This is a genomic window from Nesterenkonia salmonea, assembly GCF_005771525.1.
Classification (GTDB): Bacteria; Actinomycetota; Actinomycetes; order Actinomycetales; family Micrococcaceae; genus Nesterenkonia; species Nesterenkonia salmonea.
Genome location: NZ_VAVZ01000020.1, coordinates 1 through 20,872 on the forward strand (window position 1 = coordinate 1; position 20,872 = coordinate 20,872).

Annotated in this window: 20 protein-coding genes; 13 read left to right on the plus strand and 7 right to left on the minus strand. The window is 61.8% G+C overall.

The annotated features are described in order from the left end of the window. From FEF26_RS16080 to FEF26_RS08245, 3 genes are all read left to right on the plus strand, one after another. A partial coding sequence (locus FEF26_RS16080) for a VOC family protein (RefSeq protein WP_481850147.1) occupies nucleotides 1–301 on the plus strand: 301 nt, incomplete at its 5' end. 63 nt (nucleotides 302–364) lie between these two features. Then, on the plus strand, nucleotides 365–943 hold the full coding sequence (locus FEF26_RS16085) for a VOC family protein (RefSeq protein ID WP_243730485.1): 579 nt from the start codon (nucleotides 365–367) through the stop codon (nucleotides 941–943). Nucleotides 944–951: 8 nt separating this feature from the next. Beyond that, nucleotides 952–1,608: an alpha/beta hydrolase gene (locus FEF26_RS08245; RefSeq protein WP_138253067.1), complete on the plus strand. Its 657-nt coding sequence runs from the start codon at nucleotides 952–954 to the stop codon at nucleotides 1,606–1,608. Here the strand turns inward: FEF26_RS08245 and FEF26_RS08250 are convergent. Together FEF26_RS08250 and ald are read right to left on the minus strand one after the other, a co-directional pair. Beyond that, nucleotides 1,600–4,824, minus strand: coding sequence for a beta-phosphoglucomutase family hydrolase (locus FEF26_RS08250; protein WP_138253068.1), 3,225 nt, complete (start codon nucleotides 4,822–4,824; stop codon nucleotides 1,600–1,602). The two genes, FEF26_RS08245 and FEF26_RS08250, sit on opposite strands and share 9 nt — an antisense overlap. 146 nt (nucleotides 4,825–4,970) lie before the next feature. Next, entirely contained in the window at nucleotides 4,971–6,110 is a 1,140-nt protein-coding gene (gene ald / locus FEF26_RS08255; protein WP_138253069.1) for an alanine dehydrogenase, read from the minus strand. Nucleotides 6,111–6,230: 120 nt separating this feature from the next. On the opposite strand from ald, the gene FEF26_RS08260 reads away from it, so the two are divergent. The 6 genes from FEF26_RS08260 (at nucleotide 6,231) to FEF26_RS15925 (ending at nucleotide 11,237) form a co-directional block, all read left to right on the plus strand. Next, nucleotides 6,231–6,728, plus strand: coding sequence for an Lrp/AsnC family transcriptional regulator (locus tag FEF26_RS08260; RefSeq protein ID WP_138253070.1), 498 nt, complete (start codon nucleotides 6,231–6,233; stop codon nucleotides 6,726–6,728). A 31-nt stretch (nucleotides 6,729–6,759) separates the two neighbouring features. After that, a complete protein-coding gene (locus tag FEF26_RS08265; protein WP_138253071.1) occupies nucleotides 6,760–7,782 on the plus strand; it encodes an acyl-CoA thioesterase in 1,023 nt (340 codons plus the stop codon). Between the two features lie 153 nt (nucleotides 7,783–7,935). Continuing rightward, nucleotides 7,936–8,787 carry a CPBP family intramembrane glutamic endopeptidase gene (locus FEF26_RS08270; protein WP_166432970.1) on the plus strand — a complete coding sequence of 284 codons (852 nt, stop codon included), beginning with the start codon at nucleotides 7,936–7,938 and terminating at the stop codon, nucleotides 8,785–8,787. Further along, complete coding sequence (locus FEF26_RS08275; protein WP_243730486.1) at nucleotides 8,784–10,163, plus strand: MATE family efflux transporter; 1,380 nt, start codon at nucleotides 8,784–8,786, stop codon at nucleotides 10,161–10,163. The genes FEF26_RS08270 and FEF26_RS08275 overlap by 4 nt, the downstream gene beginning before the upstream one ends. A gap of 15 nt (nucleotides 10,164–10,178) precedes the next feature. Then, on the plus strand, nucleotides 10,179–10,736 hold the full coding sequence (locus FEF26_RS08280) for a hypothetical protein (RefSeq protein ID WP_138253073.1): 558 nt from the start codon (nucleotides 10,179–10,181) through the stop codon (nucleotides 10,734–10,736). Nucleotides 10,737–10,811: 75 nt separating this feature from the next. Then, nucleotides 10,812–11,237 carry a hypothetical protein gene (locus FEF26_RS15925; protein WP_208012872.1) on the plus strand — a complete coding sequence of 142 codons (426 nt, stop codon included), beginning with the start codon at nucleotides 10,812–10,814 and terminating at the stop codon, nucleotides 11,235–11,237. Between the two features lie 120 nt (nucleotides 11,238–11,357). Here FEF26_RS15925 and FEF26_RS08290 read toward each other — a convergent pair whose 3' ends face one another. Continuing rightward, on the minus strand, nucleotides 11,358–12,122 hold the full coding sequence (locus tag FEF26_RS08290) for a CGNR zinc finger domain-containing protein (RefSeq protein ID WP_138253074.1): 765 nt from the start codon (nucleotides 12,120–12,122) through the stop codon (nucleotides 11,358–11,360). Nucleotides 12,123–12,295: 173 nt separating this feature from the next. Continuing rightward, on the minus strand, nucleotides 12,296–12,784 hold the full coding sequence (locus tag FEF26_RS08295) for an SRPBCC family protein (protein WP_138253075.1): 489 nt from the start codon (nucleotides 12,782–12,784) through the stop codon (nucleotides 12,296–12,298). Between the two features lie 79 nt (nucleotides 12,785–12,863). Between FEF26_RS08295 and FEF26_RS08300 the strand changes: the two genes are divergently transcribed. Continuing rightward, nucleotides 12,864–14,120 carry a hypothetical protein gene (locus FEF26_RS08300; protein WP_138253076.1) on the plus strand — a complete coding sequence of 419 codons (1,257 nt, stop codon included), beginning with the start codon at nucleotides 12,864–12,866 and terminating at the stop codon, nucleotides 14,118–14,120. A gap of 14 nt (nucleotides 14,121–14,134) precedes the next feature. On the opposite strand, the gene FEF26_RS08305 is transcribed toward FEF26_RS08300, so the two are convergent. Next, on the minus strand, nucleotides 14,135–15,031 hold the full coding sequence (locus tag FEF26_RS08305) for an ArgP/LysG family DNA-binding transcriptional regulator (protein WP_138253077.1): 897 nt from the start codon (nucleotides 15,029–15,031) through the stop codon (nucleotides 14,135–14,137). Between the two features lie 115 nt (nucleotides 15,032–15,146). Between FEF26_RS08305 and FEF26_RS08310 the strand changes: the two genes are divergently transcribed. After that, a complete protein-coding gene (locus FEF26_RS08310) occupies nucleotides 15,147–15,923 on the plus strand; it encodes a LysE/ArgO family amino acid transporter (protein ID WP_138253078.1) in 777 nt (258 codons plus the stop codon). A gap of 8 nt (nucleotides 15,924–15,931) precedes the next feature. Here the strand turns inward: FEF26_RS08310 and FEF26_RS08315 are convergent, their stop codons facing one another. Further along, the gene (locus FEF26_RS08315) at nucleotides 15,932–17,575 is read right to left on the minus strand and encodes a phytoene desaturase family protein (RefSeq protein WP_138253079.1); all 1,644 of its coding nucleotides are present in this window, start codon (nucleotides 17,573–17,575) and stop codon (nucleotides 15,932–15,934) included. 308 nt (nucleotides 17,576–17,883) lie between these two features. Between FEF26_RS08315 and FEF26_RS08320 the strand changes: the two genes are divergently transcribed. Both FEF26_RS08320 and FEF26_RS08325 read left to right on the plus strand, forming a co-directional pair. Then, nucleotides 17,884–18,960, plus strand: coding sequence for an LLM class flavin-dependent oxidoreductase (locus tag FEF26_RS08320; RefSeq protein ID WP_138253080.1), 1,077 nt, complete (start codon nucleotides 17,884–17,886; stop codon nucleotides 18,958–18,960). A gap of 66 nt (nucleotides 18,961–19,026) precedes the next feature. Then, a complete protein-coding gene (locus FEF26_RS08325; RefSeq protein ID WP_138253081.1) occupies nucleotides 19,027–20,142 on the plus strand; it encodes a GtrA domain-containing protein in 1,116 nt (371 codons plus the stop codon). 12 nt (nucleotides 20,143–20,154) lie between these two features. Here FEF26_RS08325 and FEF26_RS08330 read toward each other — a convergent pair whose 3' ends face one another. Further along, on the minus strand, nucleotides 20,155–20,745 hold the full coding sequence (locus tag FEF26_RS08330) for a small multi-drug export protein (protein WP_243730487.1): 591 nt from the start codon (nucleotides 20,743–20,745) through the stop codon (nucleotides 20,155–20,157). Between the last annotated feature and the right edge of the window lie 127 nt (nucleotides 20,746–20,872).

Here is a 20,872-nt window from a genome sequence, read left to right on the forward strand (position 1 = left end):
CCAGGAAAGGCTGGGCCGGCAGCCCCTGACACGCCCGGGCCATACACACATTTCTGCCTATAACCCGGGAATGCGGTTCATCAAGAAGACTGTGCTGTATGACGGATCGATTCCGATTTACCATCTCTACTACTCCAATGCCAATGGCGACCCCTCAGCTGTGGTGACCACCTTTCCGTGGGCGCAACAAAACATCTTTGGCAAACGCGGCACGAACCAAGCGCGTGAAGTGATGCTTTCAGTCCCGGCCAGCTCCATGGACTTCTGGGCCAAAAGGTTCAAGGAGTTTCGCGTCGACTAGCAGGAGTTTGAGCAGTTTGGGGAGCGCCGGATCGCCCTGAACCACCCCTCCGGAATTGAATATGTGCTCGTCGGTGCGCACGGGGACCCTCGAGTGGGCTACCCGGGCAATGGTGTTCCTCAGGACGCAGCTATTCACGGAATCCACGGCATGGGCATCCACCTCTACGACCAGGACCGGATGGTTGACTTCGTCAATGACGTGTTCTTCGCCGAGGGAGAGATCTCCGAAGAAGGCGATGTGGCGCGGTTCAAAGTTGGCTCAGATGATTACGGCAACTGGATCGAGCTGCGGGGCAACCGCAGCGATCAGCAGGGGTCGTGGCGCTTCGGGGCCGGCACTTACCACCACTTCGCCTGGAACTTCGACAACCTGGAGAACCAGGAGGAAGCTAAGTTCAGCATCGAAGGAGCGGGGTACACCGACATCTCCGAGCTGAAGGACCGTACCTACTTCAAGTCTCACTATGTCCGCACACCAGGAGGCGCACTCTTCGAACTTGCAGTGACCCATGAAGACGGCGGCTGGGACTGTGATGAGTCACCTGAAGAGCTCGGCCGCCAGTTCATGCTGCCTCCCCAGTTCGAACACGAGCGCGATCACATCATGGGCCAGCTCGAAGACATCACCGTGGAGGACTGAGCAACACCGTGACGTCCCATGCACACATTGATCCCGTAGACCACGGTCCAGCAAGATCTGACGCAAGGCTCGTGGTCTACGGGGTGCACGGAAGAACTCAGAGCCCCGAGTTCCTCAAAGAGCTTGCCGCACGTCTCGGCTTGGACTGGATCAGCTGGGTCCTTCCGGCTGCTGCTGATAATTCCTGGTATCCCGGGAAATTCATGGCAGACATGGATTCGAACCAGCCGCAACTGGGCCAAGCAATCGGTGTGGTGGAAAAGCAACTGGAGGGCCTCCTCCGGGAACGCGATGCCGGGGGCCCTCCAGTGGCCGTACTCGGCTTCTCCCAGGGTGCATGCTTGTTGGCCGAGTATCTACTGACTCGACAGCCCGCTGTGGATGGGGTGGTGCTTCACACTGGAGGGTTCCTGGGTCCGGACCGGCGGACTTTCGCTCAGCGACCTGGCAGTCCCATGGCAAACACGCAGGTGGAACTCTTCTGCGCCGACCAGGACCCCTGGGTTCCACTCCAACGTGCCAAAGAGACAGCGGAGGCCTTCGAAGCAGTTGTTGCCTCTACGAGTCTGACTGTCTACCACGACAGTGAACATCACATCAACGACCATGCCCTCGGCCGGATGCGCATGTACTTTAGAGGGCTGGTGGACAGAGCCTCAGTCTGAGGTGTTCTCAGCGAGCTCCTTTTCGTGCGCGCGGGCGTGATGTTCGAGCTTGACCGTCCAGACTTCGCCGGGTTCCATCAGCTTGTGCTTACCCTCCACATTGATGTCGATGGGTTCGGCGGAACCTTGTGAGAGATTCAGGGTGACATCGTCGTGATTGATGCGCACCAGGATCGGCTGGTTGCGGTAGCGCATTCGGAATGTCACCTCAGGAACGTCATCGGGCAGCAGCGGCCGCAGCCACAGCGCGTCCGCGCGGGTCTCCACGCCGCCGTAGCAGCGGATCACCATATCGACCGTCCCGGCCATGGCTCCGAGGTGAACACCTTCGCGAGTGGTGCCACCCTGAGTGTCAGATAGGTCTGCCTCCAGCGCTTCCCGGAAGAGGTTCCACGATCCCGCTCGGTCGAACCGAGCGGCCACCCATCCGTGCACCACTCTGGACAGGGTTGACCCGTGGGAGGACCTGGCCAGGTAGTACTCGATGGTCCGACCAAAGTCCGTCATGGTCAGCTCATACCCCATATGCCGCAGCGTGCCGATCAGCTCGTCCGCGCTGAAGAGATAGCACAGCATGAGCACATCGGCCTGTTTGGAGAGCTTGTACCGGTTCGTGGCGTCACCTTCTGCTTGAAGGATCAGATCCAGTCGGCCAATATTTCCGTACTTCGCCTTATAACCAGCCCAATCGAACTCCAACAGGTCCTCGTAGCCCTCAAATTGGCTGATGATCCCATCCTCATGGAACGGCACACGAAGCCGCTGCGAGATGTTCTCCCACTGGACCAGCTCATCTTCGAAGATATCCAGCCATTCGCTCAGCGGATCGTCGCGCGAGTCCAGCTCGCGCACCAGATGCGCGGTATGCCGCAGCATCCAGGAAGTCAGCACATTGGTGTAGGCATTGTTCTTCAGTCCTGAGCCGGGGGTGTCCGGGTACCCGTCGTGATACTCATCAGGGCCCATCACCCCGCTGATGTCGTATCGGTCGGCGTCGGCGTCGTACTCAGTCATGGAAACGAAGAAACGCGAAACCTCCACGAGGAGCTCAGCCCCATAGTCAGAGAGGAAAGTGTAATCCTGGGTCGCCTCAAAGTACTGCAGTACCGAATAGGCCACCGCGAGGGAAACATGCCGTTGCCGGTGAGAGTGATCCGGCATCCACATTTGGGACCGTGGGTTCCACAACTCTGTCGGAGTCTCCTCCCGGCCGTCAGACCCAGCCTGCCAAGGGAACATCGCACCCGCGTAACCGGCGGCCCGGGCGGCGGCGCGGGCCTCACCGAGGCGGCGGAACCGGTACATCAAGATCCCACGGGTCAGCTCCGGGCGGCGCAGCGTGAGCATGGGGTACATGAAGAGCTCATCCCAGAACAGGTGGCCGCGGTACCCCTCTCCGGACAGTCCCCTGGCAGGCAGTGAGGCATCCAGGTCCCGGCGAGCCCCGAAAGCAGTCTGCAGCATGTGGAAGGTATGGAGGTTCAGTGCAAGTTGCTGCCGGGAATGCCCGGTGCCGATCGACACCGCAAAACGATGCCACAGGGTGCCCCACATTTCCTCGTGGTACGTGAGCATCTCCCGGAAACATGTAGCGCGCTGGACGCGCTTGACCGCGTTGTGCCACACAGTGGATACCGCGTGGTCATGAGAGCTCGAGGCCGCCGCGATCTTCTCGATGATGACAGGTTCGCCCTCTACCAGGTTCAGCGAGATGTCATGGCCGGCCACCAGGTCCGACTCCATGACAGGCCTGCGCATCGGAGCAGTCTTAGTATTGACTGAAGTCCGCGTTGCCACCGCGATCTGCACCCGCGACTGGTTGGTCTCGGTCTCCAACAGAACGGTCTGGCCGTCCACCTCTCGAGAGTCCACCGGGTTCAGATGATTGCCCGCCAACTCACGGTCCGCCGCCACATTCCTATTGGCGACCCGTCCTTCGATCATGGAGCGAACATTGACGTTCCCGGACCAGTTTTCGGCCTCGATCTTGACTTCCATTGCCGCAAGGTGCACTCCCGCCAAGGTCTGGAACTGGCGGAAGGTGACTTTGGTGCGGCGTCCGTGCAGGTCCTGGTAGCGGGCAACGCGAGTGACAAGGCCGCGGCGCATATCCAGTTCTTGGCGGTAGTCCAGCAGCTCTGGAGACCCTGGGATCAGCGGGTTGCCTGCCTCCGGGGTGATCTGTACATAGGTCCAGTCGGGGATATTGACCATATGTTCGGTCTCCACCGTCTTGCCCATGATGTCTGTTTTGAGTCTGTTGAAGACTCCTGCGATGTAGTTTCCCGGGTAGTGGGTCGCATCAGCGCTCGTCCCCGGGTAGGAGGCACGGGTTCCCCAGTAGCCGTTGGCCATATGGCACAGAACTTCCCGAGTGGGCTCCTCGAGCGGGTCGAAGGAATCGTATGTGAGCACCCAGTTGGGGTCGTAGGGCCTGGTGGTACGGGTATGCAGACGGGCCACAGAGAGGTCGGAGACCACAATGTCGGCTCCTCCATCTTTGAGGCGCCGCGGGTCTCCGCCGCGGTTGAGCCCGACGACCATACCGAAGTTCCCCGCCCGGCCTGCCTGTACCCCAGAGACAGCGTCCTCCACCACAATCGCGTCCTCGGGCTCCACGCCGAGCTGTGCGGAGGCGTGGAGGAACATATGAGGATTCGGCTTGCCCGGCAGCTTCAGCTCCAGGGCGTCGGTGCCGTCCACAATCGTGTCGAAGATCTCCATCAGGTCTGCTCGTCGGAGAACCTCGCGGCCGTTGCGAGAGGACGTGACGAGTGCTGTCGGGATTCCGTCTTTGCGCAGACGATGAATCAGGTCAACAGTCGTGTCGAAGACATCGACGCCGTCCCGGTCCATCACTGCCTGGAAGAATCCTTGTTTGCGGGCGGCGAGTCCGTGGATGCTCAGGGTTTCGGCCGGATCATCCGGTGACCCCTCAGGAGCTTCGACACCACGGGCGCGCAGAAGGGTTCGCACACCCTCCTCGCGTGGGCGTCCGTCCACGTAGTTGAGGTAGTCCTCCTCAGTGAACTCGGGTTGCTTGGTGCCGGTGAGCTCAGTCAGTGAAGCGTCGAACAGCTCTTTCCACGCGGTGAAGTGCACCCCTGCGGTATCGGTGACGACGCCGTCCATGTCAAAGAGCACGGCGCGGAAGTGCCGCAGCGCGTGGCGCTTCGCTTCGGCACTGTGACGGAAGGGATTCTCGAACGGGTGCATTGCCACCTCAAGGTCATCGCTGGGTCGAGGACTGACACATCGTCGTGCACGCGAAACCATACTATGGTGGCTCCGCTTCACCACCATAGAGTGTCGCGGATTTCACCTGTGTGTCATCCTGCACCTTCAGGTGCATGAGATGTCGGCTAGAGCTGTTGTCCCTCCGCCATGGAGGACAACGCCTCGTGGCGGTCCACGAAAGGCAGCCCATGGGCGTCGCTGACTGATTGGTGCGTGACATGACCGCCCATCGTATTGAGGCCTCCGGCCAGGGAGGGGTTCGCCTCCATCGCGGCTGCTGCTCCCTGATCTGCCAGTGCGGTGACATAGGGCAGCGTGACATTGGTCAGAGCATAGGTGGAGGTGCTGGGAACGGCTCCAGGCATATTGCTGACGCAGTAGAAGACCGTGTCGTGAACAGTGAAGGTGGGATCGTTGTGCGTTGTGGGCCGGGAGTTCTCAAAGCAGCCCCCTTGGTCGACGGCGATATCCACCAGGACGCTACCGGGCCGCATTGAGCGCACCATAGCCTCGGTGACCAGCTTGGGGGCCTTTGCTCCTGGGATGAGAACGGAGCCGATCACCAGATCGGATTCGTGAACCGCGCGCTCCACCTCGAGTGCGTTGGAGGCGATGGTTTTCAGTCGGCCAGCGTATTGGGCGTCGAGCTGGCGGAGCCGGTCGACGTTGATGTCAAGAATGCTCACCTCCGCACCCATCCCCACAGCCATGGCGGCAGCGTTGGTTCCAGCGATGCCTGCCCCCAGAACTGTGACCTTGGCGGGTGGTACACCGGGCACACCCCCGAGCAGGACCCCCCGGCCCCCAGCGGGCGCAGTAAGGGCATGAGCACCAGCCTGCACCGACAACCGCCCCGCAACCTCGCTCATCGGGGCCAGCAGCGGTAGTCGGCGGTCAGCCGTCTGCACCGTTTCGTACGCAATAGCTGTGACGCCGGCATCCAAAAGCGCCTGGGTCAGCGCTGGTTCAGCAGCCAGATGAAGATAGGTGAAGAGCACCAGTCCTCTGCGGAAGCGGTGGTACTCAGACTCCACAGGCTCTTTGACCTTCAGGACGATGTCCGCCCGCGCCCACAGATCATCGGCGTCGTCGACAATGGTGGCACCAGCGGCGCGGTAGTCATCATTCGTGATCGCAGAGCCCCCACCTGCGTTGTCCTCCACCAAGACCTGGTGGCCGCGCTTGGTCAGCTCATGTACACCCGAGACGGTGATGGCCACGCGGTGCTCGAAGTTCTTAACTTCCCGCGGTACTGAGATGATCATACTTTCCCCTTCGAAGAAACAATTGCGAGTTGTCTCAATTATCGCGAAAATCCCCGAATCGTGCGATAGTTTCGAAGAATATTCGGCAATTCATCAAAAAATGACAGAAGGATAGAAACTATGCCTCCGAAACGACCCCGTGCATCGAAGGAACTGCACAGCAGTTATGAGCTGGATCACACTGACCGGCGCCTTCTTGAACTGCTGCGAGACGATGCGCGCATGACCAACCAGGCGCTCAGTGAGGCCCTAGGCGTAGCGCCCTCAACCTGCCTGGCCCGCATGAAGGCTCTGCAGCAGGCTGGTGTGATCCGACGATTCACCGTCGACGTCAACCCCAGAGCCCTTGGGCGGGGCATCGAAGCGCTGATCAGCGTCAGGCTGCGCCCAGGCGCCAGGCAGCAGATGGCAGCCTTCGGTGAAACCCTCAAGAAGGTCCCCGAAGTCACCCAATACTTCTTTGTAGGCGGGATGGATGACTTTCTCATCCACGTCACAGCCCGGGATACAGACCACATCAGGCAGTTCGTTCTGGAGCACCTGTCGGCAGATCCTGTGGTGGCGACAACCCAAACAAGCTTGGTCTTCGACCACGTCGCGGGTCCCGCTTCCCTATGAGCCCCTCCACCGCCAGTGCTACCGTCGACTCATGCCCCGCCGGTCAAGCATCGAACTGACCTTCCGCGAAGTCACTGGCTCCTCGCGTGATACGAATGTGCCTGCCGGCGTCGTGGTCGATTGGATAGACAAAACCGCCTACGCCTGCGCTGCCAGCTGGTCGCGCTCGCAGTGCGTCACCGCGTATGTGGGAAATATGCACTTCACCGTCCCGGTGCCTCGGGACACCCCGGTCACGGTCCAGGCGCGCGTGGTGCACACCGGGCGGGCGAGCGTGCACATCCAGACCCGAGTGCTGATCAAGAAGGAATCCGGCGGATGGCAGACATGCACCGAGTGCTTCATGATCTACGTGGCAGTCGGCCCGGACGGTGAAGTTGAGCCCGTGCCGCCTTTTGAGCCCTCTAGCGAGTTGGAATGCAGAAGGGATGTCGACGCCGCCCGGCGGATGATTTACCGCAAACGGGTTGAGGAGACGATTCAGTCACTGCCAAAGAGCTTCAGCTCCTCTGAGGCTCTGACCTTGAGATTCCTCGTCAGTACCGAAGAGCAGGAACGGTACCCGGATGGGAAAATTCGCGGAGGCGTGGTGATGAAGTGGATCGACCAGGCGGCTGAGATCTGCGCTGAAAGGTACTGCGACTATGACGTGGTGACAGTCCTCTCCGGAGGTGTGCGGTTCTACCGTCCCATCACTATTGGAGATCTTGTGGAGGTTGACGCGCGCCTTGTCCTCACCGGTTCCAAATCTATGCACGTGTTGGTTCGAGTTCGCGCCGGCGACCGGTGGGACCGCAACCCGGAAGATGTCGCGTATGGGCTCCCAGTCATGGTCGCCCCCGATGGAACCGGTTCAGCGCGGCGGATCGTTCGGTGGGAGCCGATCAGCGAAGAGGACCATGAGGTGGCGGAAAAAGCCCGACGCATTCGCGATCTGCGCAATGCCACACTGCTCACCCCCTCCCCGTACTCCGGTCGCAATGAGGGAGCGGTAGATCCGGCCGCCATCGCGGACTCCACCCCGCAGCGCCAGCCCAGCCCTCAACAACCTTGACGCCGTCATCCCTGAGGCGGATGTCCAGCCGCCCTGGAGTTCATTAGGCTGGGGTCAATGAGCCAGCAGCCACCACCAGTACCTAACCCGTATGGGCCCCCGCCTGCAGGTTGGAGCCCCCAGTCTGGACCTCCTCCCGGTTGGCAGCCGGGGATGAGTCCGCCGGTTGCGGGGCCACCACCAGGCTGGCGCCCAGCGCCGAGGAGACAGCAGAAGGACGCTGAGCCCGGAGCATTCACCTGGTGGGATCTCGGTGCAACGCTGTTCTACGTGGTGGGATTCCTCACAGGACTGATCGGTTTGGTCGCTCTGCTGCCGCCGGTCAATGAGCTGCTCACCGGCGATGAGGTGCAAGCCCAACAAGGGACCTTTCTGATCAATGCCATCGGTTACGGAATTCTGGCTGCGATCGCCGTCGCGCTCTCTGGAGCCGCTCTGTGGCGGTCGATTAAGGCCTTCAGCTACCTCTGGTGGCTGAAGCTCCTTCTTGTCCCGGTCGCCTGGTTCGCCTCCATCCTCCTCAACCTGGTGATCATTGTGATCATCCTCGGCTCAGATGGTGAGACATCCGAGAACCAGGAAGCCATCGACGCGATGCTCCAAGCCATCCCGCTACTGGCGGCAGTGGCCGTGATCGGCATTCTGGGCCCCTATGTGGAGGAGTACTTCTTCCGGCACCTGCTGATCGGCAAACTCTCCAAGTACATCAACGTGTGGATCTGCGGCGCGATCTCGGTGGTGGCATTCCCGCTGATTCACTTCATCCCCGCGCTGCTGGGGATGGCCGATGACCTCTCCTTCGTGGCGATCGTTCCCTACCTGACGATGGGCATCATCATCACCGTTGGCTACATCGTCACCGGACGCAACCTGTTCTACGCCTGGCTGCTGCACGCGTTCAACAATGTGATGTCCTTGCTGTTGAGCTATTTCCTCGTGCCGTGGTTGGGCGACCACGCCGGCGAGCTGCAGAGCACCTTCTGGCTGGCTAGCGTTATCGGGTGACGCAGAAGCACGACGACGCCAGCTCACCGGAAGGCAGCGACCCCCGCCCGCTGCCCCGGCAGATTCTTGCTCTTGCCGTGCCCGCGCTTGGGGCGCTGGTAGCGGAGCCGCTGTTCCTCATGGCGGATACCGCCATCATCGGGTGGCTCGGCACAGCTCAGCTGGCCGGCGCCGCACTGGGTGTGACCGTGATGCACACCGTGGTTGGGCTCATGATCTTCCTGGCCTATTCCACTACTCCCGCTGTGGCGCGTTTCGTCGGGGCGGGAAAGACCTCCAAAGCTTTGGCCGCTGGCCGCGATGGACTGTGGTTGGCGCTCGGCTTAGGGGTGGTGCTCGCATTGGCAGGGCTGGCCGCCGGGGAGAGCGTGCTTCAGGCCATGGGCAGTGCCGGTGCAATCCACCCTCATGCCCTCGACTACCTGCTGTGGTCGCTTCCAGGACTGCCTGCAATGCTGCTGGTCTTTGCCGGAGTTGGCGCCCTGCGCGGCTTCCAGGACACCAAGACCCCTCTGGTAGTGGCTGGCTGTGGTTTCGGTGCCAACGCTCTGCTGAATCTCATCCTGGTTCACCCTGTGGGGCTCGGCGTGGCAGGTGCAGCAATAGGAACTTCCATCGCCCAGTGGGGAATGGCGATCGCGTACCTCGTGATCCTGATACCGCGTATGCGGGCAGCCGGAGTGACGCTGGGTGTTGATCCTATAGCGCTGCGCTCCGCCGCTCAGGTGGGAGGTTGGATGTTCCTGCGCACCCTGACTCTGCGTGCCGCCTTGGTCGCCACCGTTATCGTGGCCACTGACCTAGGACCAGAAACCCTTGCTGCCCACCAAGTTGCCTTTACGTTCTTCTCCACCTTGGCGTTCGTGTTGGATGCGCTGGCCATTGCCGCCCAGGCGCTCATAGGACGCGAACTGGGCGCCAGCAAACCGCTTTCGGCCCGGCGCATGACTCGCCTGATGACCTGGTGGGGGGTAGGGTTCGGGGCTCTTATGGGGGTGCTGACGGCCTTGGCAGCGCCTTGGGTGCCGCTGTTGTTCACGCCCGACGAGCAGGTGGCGCACATGATCACGATCGCCATGTTCGTCCTGGCCGCCGCTCAGCCCGTGGCCGGATATGTCTTTGTCCTGGACGGGGTGCTCATGGGAGCCGGAGACGTGAGGTACTTAGCCCTGGCTGGAGTGGTCAACCTCGGCATGTACCTTCCCGTCCTGTGGTGGGTTTCGCAGTCAGTCGGGACGGAGGGCCCGGACTTGAGCGGTGAACCGATCCTGTGGCTCTGGCTGGCATTCGGTGTGCTTTTCCTCGGGGCCCGGGCCTTGACGTTGGGCGTTCGTGCCGCCACTGACCGGTGGATGGTTCTTGGTGCGACGCGGTGAAGTAAACTTGCGGCCGTGCCAGTGACCCGCATCGACCCCCAGACTGCCGCTGCCCTCGTCCGTCCCGCCTGGATGCGAGCGGTGGTGACCACAGTCTTCGCAGTGCTCACGATCTTCTGGACTGACGAGACGATGACCCTCGCCCGCATCGCATTGGCCGCGTTCTTCATCCTCTGCGCCACCGCTGTCTGGGACTACGTCAAAACGGAGCAGGTGCCCCCCAAGCTCACCGGAGCCGCGGCCCTGGGTGCGGCCGCATGGGTGCTTTCGGGCATCGCCGCGCTCTTCGCGGCCACTCCGACGGCACTGGCGATCATCGCCGGCGTCGGCTTCCTGATCATGGGCGCCTGTGAGCTCTATGGCGGACTGAAGGTGCGCGCGGAGTTCGTCCCCTCCCGTGACCACATCATTCTCGGCGTCGTCGGCGTCCTCACCGGGGTGGGACTCTTCCTCGGAGCGGGACTGGATCCCCACGGCATTCTGGGTATTTCCGGCATGGGTGTCATCATCATGGCCGTACTCCTGCTCATCTCAGCGGCCGGACTGACTCATGAGGCGAGTAAAAGGGCGTAAAGATGCGCCGCGACTTCTACTAGGCGTAGAATTGGGGTACGTCGCAACCAGATCCCGCAAAGGAAACTTACCCACGTGCCAGAAGACTCCAAGGAGCGTCGCTCCCTGCTGGAGACAGTCAAAGCTCCGCTGATCTTCTCTTTCGCACTGGCAGCTGTGGCCGGATTCGTGGCGCTGATCGTCTCATCGGGTGGGTCGGATAACCCACGTGTGGAGCACGACTCCGCCGGTCTAGACAACCCGATCAACCTCTCACTGCTGGCATTCGGCATCGTGTTCATCGTGAGCCTGCTACTGGTGTCCATGCTGCAGCTGGCCTCACGCGAAAACCCTGAAGAGCTCTCCCAGGGCGGAGGGGTCAACCGGGTATCTGAGGAGCTCTACCGCGAGCAGGTGGCAGAGCGGCGTGAGAAGGCCCGCCGACGCAAGGCTGAAGAAGAGGCCGAAAAGCGTGGTGGGCCCGCCGAAGACCCGCCCTACGGTCAACGCTCCGACCGCTGAGGCCAATCAGCCCAGCTGGACCCTCTCCGCCGCTGTTGAGCTGGAGGAGGGACAAGAAAACCCCGCGTCCGCCCTGCGCAGTGCAGTGGGCGTCGACGGGGTTCTCTTTGTGAAGAAGTGCTAAACCTTCTTGGTCGCCTTCGAGCTTTCCTGGCGTTTCTGCATGAGCTCCTCACGCATACGGTCCCGGAATTCTTTGGCGGCGATTGCAGTGGCAGAGGTGGGCCGATTCAGCTGGTCGGCCTTCTCTGCGGCGGAGGGTTTCGTGAGCCGCGGACGAACCGGTCCGGAGGTTTCCTCATCATCCTTCCTCGCGGCTTGGCGGGCCCGGTACGCCCTGACATGGGCACGGTTAGCACAATTGCCGAAGTCACAGAACAGTTTGGAACGGTTGCGGGTCAAGTCGACAATCGAGGCCTCGCAATCATCACCGCGGCAGATGCGCAGGCGGCCGGTCTCCTCGTTGGTGACAAGATACGACAGAGCCGCGGCGACGGTCGCTGTCATAACATCGCTGATCTGGTCGGAGATGGGGATGGGGCGTTCACGGAACGCAGAACCTTCGCCTGCCTCACCAGCGACCACCCGGATTCCCACGCCATCGAGGAGATCGTTGATGATGTCCAACTCTTTGGGCTCAATGACCGGAGCAGCCGACCACAACGTTTGCAACTTATGGCGCAGCGCACGGACCTTCTCCAGCTGACGTCGGTTGACTGTGGTGGTCGGCCACTCCAGCTCGGGCTCGCGCTCGTGGAGGTAGACGCTCAGGCCCTCCACGGAATCCAGCGTGTCGGGTGACGGCTTCGCGCTCTTGAGACCTTCTGCCGTATTGATCAAGTCTGATGCCGCAATAAGGGCACGGTTAATTTCTGGGTTAAACATGCAGTTCTCCTGCTAAATATGGAAACGCCCTCCAGCTGGAACGGCAGCCTGGGCGCTAATAGGTGCAACGGAATAGCGAGAATTCAACACTTCCGTCGTCCATGACGGAGGTGTCGATTCGCGCAGACCTCACAGTGTAGCCTGAACTCCCCTGACCTGGGGAAATGTACTGGTCACGGGCTTGTGTCGGTGAAAACTCCCGCCATTCGGCGCAACGAGGACTGGACGCTGTGCGCGTTGGCCTCAGGCACTTTGGCGCATCTCAGTCCAGAACGAACCACACCCCACTGGCCCGAGGCATCGTAACTTTCGGTCACCAATGTCGTGGCGTCGTCCTGCGGTTGGAACTCCCAACGCCAGCGGTGACCCGTGGGCTGACGCCACTCCACCACCCCAGATGAGCTCGACGTGGGGCGCTGGGCCTGTATGACGCGCAGCGGAAGCCGGTAGGGAATGCCGAACTTGCGCATATGAACGCTGAAGCGTGACCCCGCAGTGAGTTCCTGAGGCCCACGAGCTCGTGACTGAACAGTCTCCGAGCCGTCAATCTCATGATGCCGGTGTGGGTTCGCCACAATGGCGTAGAGCCGGTCAGCCGGGGCAGCCACTGTGATCGAGTACGACACCACATGGGGACCTGCCTGGTTGCGCACTGGTTCCATAGGCAGACCCTATCCCGGCTTCAGGGAGGGGCAAAGGTTCAACTTACCTGTCCCAGCTGAATCTGGTACATCTGGTGGTGTGACATCCAACCGCAGACCTGGTCGGGCGCGAGAACTTGCTGTCAGCGCTGCGCAGGAAGAGTCCGCTCATCCGGCGATGGCCACTGCGCAGCAAGCCGAGACCCAGGCCAGGCTGCAAGTCCTGATCGAGTCCCGAGCCATCTGGTCAGCGCTCATCGGAGGGTTGCTGGGTCTGATGCTGGGGTTGGTGGTGTTCTATGACCACCGTCCTCCACTGGCAGGTGATGAGTCGATTCAGTTTTACGGGGCTGTGATTGGCGGAGTGACCGCCGGGTTGGCGTTCCTGCTGGGCTATTCGCTCAACGCCCGCATGGCGAACATTTGGATCGGACAAAGGCCCAGACTCCGGCAGCTGATCGACACCATCGCGCTCCTCGTGGTGCACTCATCGATTGCGGTGATGGGGTCCCTCGGTATCTTCCGGGTCTTCCAGGAAGCGTTCATCGGCCTGACCATCGACCATATTGCCGGTGCGGTACTGCTGGCAGTGGTCGGGGGAGTATCGGCCTACTTCAGCTTCAACTCGGGCGCGCGCATCACGGCCTTCTCGCTCTCTACACTGCTTGCGGTGTTCATGGCATCTGGGGTTCTGGTGTCGATGATTTTTGCAGAGAACCCCTTTTGGTGGCATGTGATGTTCTCCGAACTGGGTACCGGCCAGGCGGGGCTGACCAGCTTTTGGACCTTCAACACCACGCTCGTTGTTTCCGGCATCATCATCACCACGCTTACGGCTTTCATTACCCGCGACTTAGAGATCTGGGCCAGTCACGAACGGGTCAGAGTCGCCAGGCGGCTGGCTACCCGGGCTGAGGAGAACCGCAACGCCGCCGGAAAGGTGCGGCTGCGCACTCGGATCTCCAACGCCCTCTCGGGCCACTTCCGCACTCCTAGGATCGCCCTGCTGCGGGCAGCGATGATCGTGATGGGCCTTTCCCTGGCAGGCGTGGGGCTGATCCCGATTAACCTCCATCACGACCTGCATAGCCTGGTCACAGGCATCTCCGGTCTGAGTTTTCTTTTTATCCTGCTCTCCGTGCCGTATCTGCTGCCTGGCTTTCCGCGGTCGTTCTATCTGCTGAGCCTGATCGCCGCGGCAGGGTTGGTCTTCTCGTTCTTGCTGTGGATGCCCATCGACTACTGGAACCTCACCTCGCTGGAGCTGGTTGGTGCAGCCATCCTCTTTGCGTGGTTGATCGTGTTCATCCGCAATATCGCTGCCCTGGTGGAACGGGTCAGGAGGATTGAGCACTGACGCCCGCCACGGCCTCAGCCGTTGAGGAAACGTCCGGCGGACCGCTGCACCGCGTCACTGAGACGGTCCAGAGCGGGGGTCGTGGTTGTCCAGTGCTGCCAATGCAGCGGAACGTCCTCCACTCCGATTTCTGAAATCACCACAAGATCTGGATGCTCACCTTCGAGTACTCCGGCAGGAAGCATGGACTCCGGAATCATGCCCCACCCCAAGCCGTACCCCACGCCAGCGTTGTAGGCCTGAACCGATGGCAACAGGTGCGTAACCGCAGGTGTTGCGCTGAGTCTTGAGAGCGCGTTGCGCTGGGTGGCGTCACGGACACTGAAATCAATCTGCGGCACTCGCGCCCAGTCGACCTCGCCCCGCTCTCCGCGGTGCCGGTCCAACAGCTCGGAGCTGGCGACGGGCCAATACCGGATGGTGCCGAGTGGCTGTGACCGACACCCGGACACTGGAGCGGGGTTTTCGGTCACGGCTGCAGCCACCGTCCCGTTGCGCAGCAGCTCATCGGTGTGCTGCTGGTCTTCTGCGTGAACGTGTATCTCCACATCATCCCAAGTCGCCGCCTCCTGAAGTACCCGGATGAACCAGCTGGAGAGCGAATCCGCGTTCACAGCAACCGCCAGCGTGATGGTCGGGCGGAAATTGGGGGACGATCCGCGGAAACCCAGACTGCGACGAGCCTCATCCTCTAGCAAGATCGTCTGCCGAGCGATCCGCAGCAACTGTTCTCCCGACTCCGTAGGCCTGACCGGGATGGTGCGAGTGAGCAGGACCTGGCCGACCTCTTTCTCCAGGGCCTTGATCCTCTGAGAGAACGCCGAACCTGAAATGAGCAGCAGAGCCGCCGCGGATTCGAACGTGCCTTCGTCCACAGCGAGTACAAAGGCCCGCAGATGGTCAGTGTTCACCGTCTTCTCCCTTCTGCTGGTGCTTGACGCCCTTAATCAATATCTGAAGCATAGCTTCATTGAGTGAAGAATATTGCGCTGGTGCGGATACGCCGATCACACCAGACTGGGGAGCATGCTTACTGTTCTGCTCACCGGACTGCTGACCACCATGGCGCTCATCGTTGCCATCGGCCCGCAGAGCGCATGGCTTCTGCGCCAGGGGCTACGCCGAGACCGCGTGGCGCTGGCCGCCTTCTGCTGCCTCATCGGAGATATTGTGCTGATCGTGGCAGGGACTGCCGGAGTCGGCGTCGTGCTCGATCACGCGCCCTGGCTGCTGGATGTGATCCGCTGGGTGGGAGTGGCCTACCTTGCGTGGTTCGCTTTCAAGTCATTCCGTTCGGCGTACAAGGCCACAGGAGCACCCAAGGCTGAGCCGGCATCCAAAGAGTCAGGCATCCACTTTCCGGGTGGTGGCGGTGAGGTCCTCCCTGAGCAGACCTCCAGCGAGGCCGTTCACGTAGCCATGACCTCCGAGTTGCCCGCGGTCTCCGCAGAGGCGGCCCCAGGGGCAACTGCCACGCAGACCCGTCAGAAGGTCAAAGTCACCAACGTTTCGAAGGTCACCACCGTGGCCGCTACCGGGCTGATGCTGAGCATCCTGAATCCTCATGCATGGGTTGATTCTCTGGTGGTTTTGGGCACCATGGCGAATGCTTTCGGGCCTGACAAATGGTGGTTCGCCACTGGTGCAGTGCTGGCTTCAGTGATCTGGCTGAACCTGCTGGCCTGCGGATCCGCCATGCTCGCCAAGCTGCTCAGCCGCCCGCGGACCTGGCAGATCATTGACGTTGTGGTGGGGCTGACCATGTTGGCCGTGGCAGGCGTGCTCGCCTTCACCGGGTTCTAGGCGGGCGCCTACAGTGAGTGAGTCTCTCGGAGGATCGCGTTCGCTGCGTTGTAGCCAGCCATTCCGTGGGCGCCACCGCCCGGCGGAGTCGCCGCAGAGCACGTGTAGATGCCCTCCATGCCCGCTGAATACGGCCTGCGCAGGCTGGCGGGGCCGGAGAGGGTCTGCCCGATGGTGGCCAGCCCTGCGCTGACACTGCCGCCCACCAGATTCGCGTTCCAGGCTTCCATATCGGAGGGTCCCCAGATCTTCCGATCCAACACCGCGTCCGGAAACTGCGGAGCGTACCGAGTGATTTCCTGCTCAATCAGCTTCGCCGCGCGGGCTGTGCCTTCAGCATCAAGGCCAGGCGGCACATGGGCGTAGGCCCAGCCGACGGTCCGGTGGTCTGGTGATCGTGAATCATCTGCGGCGCTGGGCTGGGCCAGCAGCACATACGGGCGCCCCGGCAGAACCCCGTGATTCGCGGCGGCCTCACTCGCGGTGATTTGCTCCACGCTGCCGCCTAAGTGGACGGTTCCCGCTGATCCGAGGACCTCCCGCTCCCATGGGATCGGCCCATCCACCAGGAAGTCGATCTTCACCACTCCGGGACCATACTGCCAGCGCTTCATGCGGCGCGTCACCCGGTCGGTGAGGTACAGCCCTTCCAGTTGGAGCATCTGCTTGGGCGTCAGATCCAGAACGACGACGTCAGCAACCTCTTCGCCGGCACGCCGCCTATGGCCGCGATGATCGGCTCGTACCCCTTCGATCCGGTAGCCACGGCGTTTGAGGTTCTTGCGTACGCCCAGCCTGAGACCGGATAGCGGCACGTCCTTGATGGCCTCGACCTTGAAGTCGGTGACGATCTCACCGCCGTGGGCGTGGAGTTCCGCTACCAGTGCGTCGACCAGCTTCTGTGAGCCGCCGCGGATCACAGGCCAGCCCACCGCATGTGCTGCAGCCCCGAGGACCACCCCGAAGGCAGACGTCAGCGGGCGGGTGAGCGGCCCTGTCGAATGCGCGGCCAGTCCGGCGAACAGCGCTCGTCCCCGGGCGGTCTTGAAGCTGCGCATCATGTTCCGAGCTGGCATGGCCCCCACGGAACCGAACTGGGCGAAGGCCACGCCCCGTTCGAGCCCTGCGGATGCGGTGGCCTTGACCGTCTCAGCCATGCGGCGGGGGAGCGCCGTGCCCGGTTCACCGGAGCGCGCGATCCCGGTGAATGGTCGGCTGGGTGGGGTGAAAATGGCGTCCCGCACAGCGTCCCAGTTGTTAACGAGGGGTCCCATCACCCAGCGCCAAAGCTCCGCGTCTTCGCCGAGTTCTTCGGCAGTCTGCTCGAGTGAGCGGTGTAGAAGTGCGGGGGAGGCGTCGTCGTCATCGGAGGGGTGAGCCGCTGCTACTGGGGGGTGGGCGTAGTCGATGCCACCGGGTGATTCCGCCGTCCCCAGGAGCGATGCATAGGCGGTAGATGCCGCGGTGAGCGGATGCACACTGGAACCAAGATCGCTGATCAGCCCGGGGCCGAACAGCTCTGCCGAGCGCGCGGCCCCGCCGGGCAGGTCTGCCGCCTCGTACACGGTGACTTTCCACCCGGCGCGGGCCAGGGTGCAGGCGGCGCTCAGCCCATTGGGCCCGGATCCGACAATGGCAGCGTGCTGCGTCATGACCTAAGCCTACGTTCCGCTGCTGAGCGTCCCCAGTACTTCCCCTCGGATTACCCCGCCTTATCGCTTCTACCCTGCGCTATGCGCCCGGGTAATGTCACTAAGGCGTTGTCATATGCTCGGCGGACCCTCCGATGGGCGTCATACCCCGAGAAACCTCCAGGTGGGCGCCGTGCCCCGCGCGCCGTCCACATGGCCGCCAGGCTCCGCGGCGACGCCGGCGACGCAGCGGGTGCCCCATCCGGCCACCTCAGCGTTTACTTCAAATTTGAAGGAATTACCTGAGTAGTATTGGGGTTGAGGTGATCATGACTATCAGCACTGAGCGCTACAGCGACACATTCGAGTTCGGCATCCACACTTTTGGTGATGTGACCAAGACCCCTGATGGCTCGCGCGAGCTTTCCCAGCCTGAAGTCCTCCGCAACGTCCTGGATGAGGTGAAGCTGGCGGATAAGGTGGGCATCGACGTCGTCGGAATCGGCGAGCACCACCGGCCGGACTACGCCATCTCCGCGCCTGACGTGGTGCTGGCTGCCGCGGGGGCAGCCACAGAGCGGATCAAGCTGATCTCGGCGGTCACGGTGCTGTCCTCGGATGATCCCGTCCGGGTTTATCAGCGGTTCGCCACCATTGACGGGCTGACCGGCGGACGCGCGGAAGTGTCACTGGGCCGCGGCAGCTTCATCGAGTCCTACCCGCTCTTCGGCTACGACCTCTCGGAGTACGAGAAGCTGTTCGAGGAGAAAGTGGACCTCTTCGCCAAGCTGCGTGGAGAGGGTGCCATCACCTGGCAGGGAGAAACCCGTGGTGGGCTGCAGGGTGTTGAGATCTACCCCAAGACCGACCATGAGCTCGGGCTGCCGACCTGGATTGCCGTCGGCGGAACTCCCAATTCGGTGGTCCGTGCGGCTCGGCACGGCGTCGGCCTGGAACTGGCAATCATCGGCGGAGCCCCGCAACGGTTCGCCCCGATGGTTGACCTGTACTACCGCGCACTGGAACAGTTCGGCCACGGCCAGGATTTCCGGGTGGCCTCACATTCCCACGGTTTCATCGCTGAGACTGATCAGAAAGCGCAGGACATCTTCTACCCGTCCTGGGCTGACTCGATGTACAAGCTCGGCCAGGAGCGCGGCTGGGGCAATGGGTATCCTTCACGTGAGCAGTACGAGCAGGAGATCACCCATGGTGCGCTCTTCGTCGGTTCACCAGAGACGGTGGCGGAGAAGATCGTGCGGACCAAGAAACAGCTCGGCATTACACGCTTCGGCCTGAAGTACGGCAATGGTGCGTTGGCCCATGAGCACATGATGGACGCCATCGAGCTCTATGGCAGCAAGGTCAAGCCGCTTGTGCTTGAGAAGCTCAACGATCAGGGATAGCCCGGCGGAGCGATTGTTCAGAGTCTGTCCAGGGAACTCGAGGCGCGTTTTCATATAATCCCGGGCATGCTTGATGAGAACACCGAGACGGACTGTGAGTCCACGCAGGAAGACCACCATTCGGAAGGAAGCACCACCGGGCCCGCTGTGGCCATTTACTCCGACCCTGGACGGACGTCTATGTGGGTCCGGCGCACGCTGGAGGAATTGGACGGCTCCTCAGCCGAGGACGCTCAGTGGAGTTCCGAACTGGACATCGTCCACAAGCGGGCTCTTATCCCGCTCCGGGAGGACGCCACACTTGACCTTGATGAGGTCAAGAACTGGGCACGGGACGACGACGCCGACTTCACTGTGGTCGTGACTGAGATTCCCCGGATGGCGGGGAAGCGCCCTAAACGCGCTGAGCTGCACTTTGCTGATTCGCTGGCGATCATCTCGCTTCCGGCCTTGGGTCCGACCAGGGTGCGCCACTGCCTGCGCCGAGAACTGCGCACCTGTCTGGACGCCCTGCGGTATGACAGCGCGGAAGATGTCGAGCGGCACGTTGGTTTCTCGTCCCGCATGGAGCGTCAGAAGGGTGAGGAGACTGTCTTCACCACCGCTCCTCGGTTCGTTCCGGCTCGTACCTGGACGACTCTGGGCATGGTTGCCAATAACGAGCCGCTCTGGTCGTTGCCGAAGCTGTCAGGCCTGTTCTCCGCTGCGGCCGCCACGGGTGCTTTCGGTATTTTCTTCTCCACCATTTGGGAGATGGCCACGTTCCTGCCGCAATGGCGTCTGGCAGGGGTGTCGGTGATCGCCGTTGCGGTGATGGTCTCCTGGCTCATGTTCTCCAACCGGCTGTGGGACCGCTCCGGGCCTGGTGGGAAGCGCGAGGCGTTCATGTACAACGTCTCCACCGTGATCAGTCTGCTGGTCAGCGTGGGGATCCTCTATCTGCTTCTCTTTGGGGCCATTCTGGCCGTTGGCTTGTTGCTCATTGACCCGGAGTTCCTCGGCGACACCATCGGTGATGAAGCCACCCTGGCCAGTTATGTGGACATTGCTTGGCTGTCGGCCTCCATGGGTACAGTGGCGGGCGCCATCGGGTCCAATTTCGATAACGACGCCGATTTGAGGAACCTGACGCAGGGCTCACGTGAGAAGCAGCGCTACCCCCGGGACACTGAGCAAAGCTGACATTGGGTTGGGTCAGGCTGAGAGCAGGTTGAGGAAGCCCACCCCAAGGAGTGCGAACCCGGTTCCCCAGACGGCGACGGATACGAACATCCAGATCATGACCAAGTTCCGGTTGGCGCCGAAAGAGACCATCAGAGGTGCGGTGAACTGGCTGGGCAGTGCCAGCGGTCCCAACAGGGAGACTCCGGGAATTCCGAATTTGTCGAACAGGCGCTGGGCTTTGGCTCGGCGCCTACGCTGAGAGTCACTGAGCTCTTTGGGCTGTTTACATTTCAAGATCGAGGCGCGAATCCAGTGTGCGCCGTAGACCACGATGGCCAGGGAGAGCATATTGCCGATAATCGCTGCAATGAGAGCCATCCATACCGGCATGCCGATGACAACGCCCACGAATGCGCCGAAGAACGATTCGACGAATGGGATCGCGGAGATCGCGATAATGCCAAGCCACTGGAGAGCCTCTGGGAGCTCGTCGGTCCAATTCCGCATGCGGCCCACAAAGGAGTCCTCAGGGATAATCACCTCGGTCGGGTCTATTTCGGCGCCCTGAGCGAGTGAGAGTGTGGATAACGTATCGGTGAGTGCGGGGAGAGTCTCAATCATGGGCTTTAGTCTTCAGGACACCGGCCGTAGTGGCGTCCTCCCTGAGGGCTATCTCTGTCTCGCGGGGGTAAGCCTGCGCTGTCAGCCTTAAGCATGACGGAGCGGCAAGCCAGGACTCAGGGAGACG

What these genes read in the sequence shown, in the direction of transcription:
- FEF26_RS08295 (WP_138253075.1), bottom strand. Translation starts at nt 12,784, where the DNA reads ATGGAACCAGTGCGCAACCAGGCAGGTCCCCATGTGGTGTCGTACTCG.
- FEF26_RS08250 (WP_138253068.1), bottom strand. Translation starts at nt 4,824, where the DNA reads ATGCACCCGTTCGAGAATCCCTTCCGTCACAGTGCCGAAGCGAAGCGC.
- FEF26_RS08290 (WP_138253074.1), bottom strand. Translation starts at nt 12,122, where the DNA reads ATGTTTAACCCAGAAATTAACCGTGCCCTTATTGCGGCATCAGACTTG.
- FEF26_RS08270 (WP_166432970.1), top strand. Translation starts at nt 7,936, where the DNA reads ATGAGTCCGCCGGTTGCGGGGCCACCACCAGGCTGGCGCCCAGCGCCG.
- FEF26_RS08315 (WP_138253079.1), bottom strand. Translation starts at nt 17,575, where the DNA reads ATGACGCAGCACGCTGCCATTGTCGGATCCGGGCCCAATGGGCTGAGC.
- FEF26_RS08260 (WP_138253070.1), top strand. Translation starts at nt 6,231, where the DNA reads ATGCCTCCGAAACGACCCCGTGCATCGAAGGAACTGCACAGCAGTTAT.
- FEF26_RS08310 (WP_138253078.1), top strand. Translation starts at nt 15,147, where the DNA reads ATGCTTACTGTTCTGCTCACCGGACTGCTGACCACCATGGCGCTCATC.
- FEF26_RS08325 (WP_138253081.1), top strand. Translation starts at nt 19,027, where the DNA reads ATGCTTGATGAGAACACCGAGACGGACTGTGAGTCCACGCAGGAAGAC.
- ald (WP_138253069.1), bottom strand. Translation starts at nt 6,110, where the DNA reads ATGATCATCTCAGTACCGCGGGAAGTTAAGAACTTCGAGCACCGCGTG.
- FEF26_RS08330 (WP_243730487.1), bottom strand. Translation starts at nt 20,745, where the DNA reads ATGATTGAGACTCTCCCCGCACTCACCGATACGTTATCCACACTCTCA.
- FEF26_RS08265 (WP_138253071.1), top strand. Translation starts at nt 6,760, where the DNA reads ATGCCCCGCCGGTCAAGCATCGAACTGACCTTCCGCGAAGTCACTGGC.
- FEF26_RS08320 (WP_138253080.1), top strand. Translation starts at nt 17,884, where the DNA reads ATGACTATCAGCACTGAGCGCTACAGCGACACATTCGAGTTCGGCATC.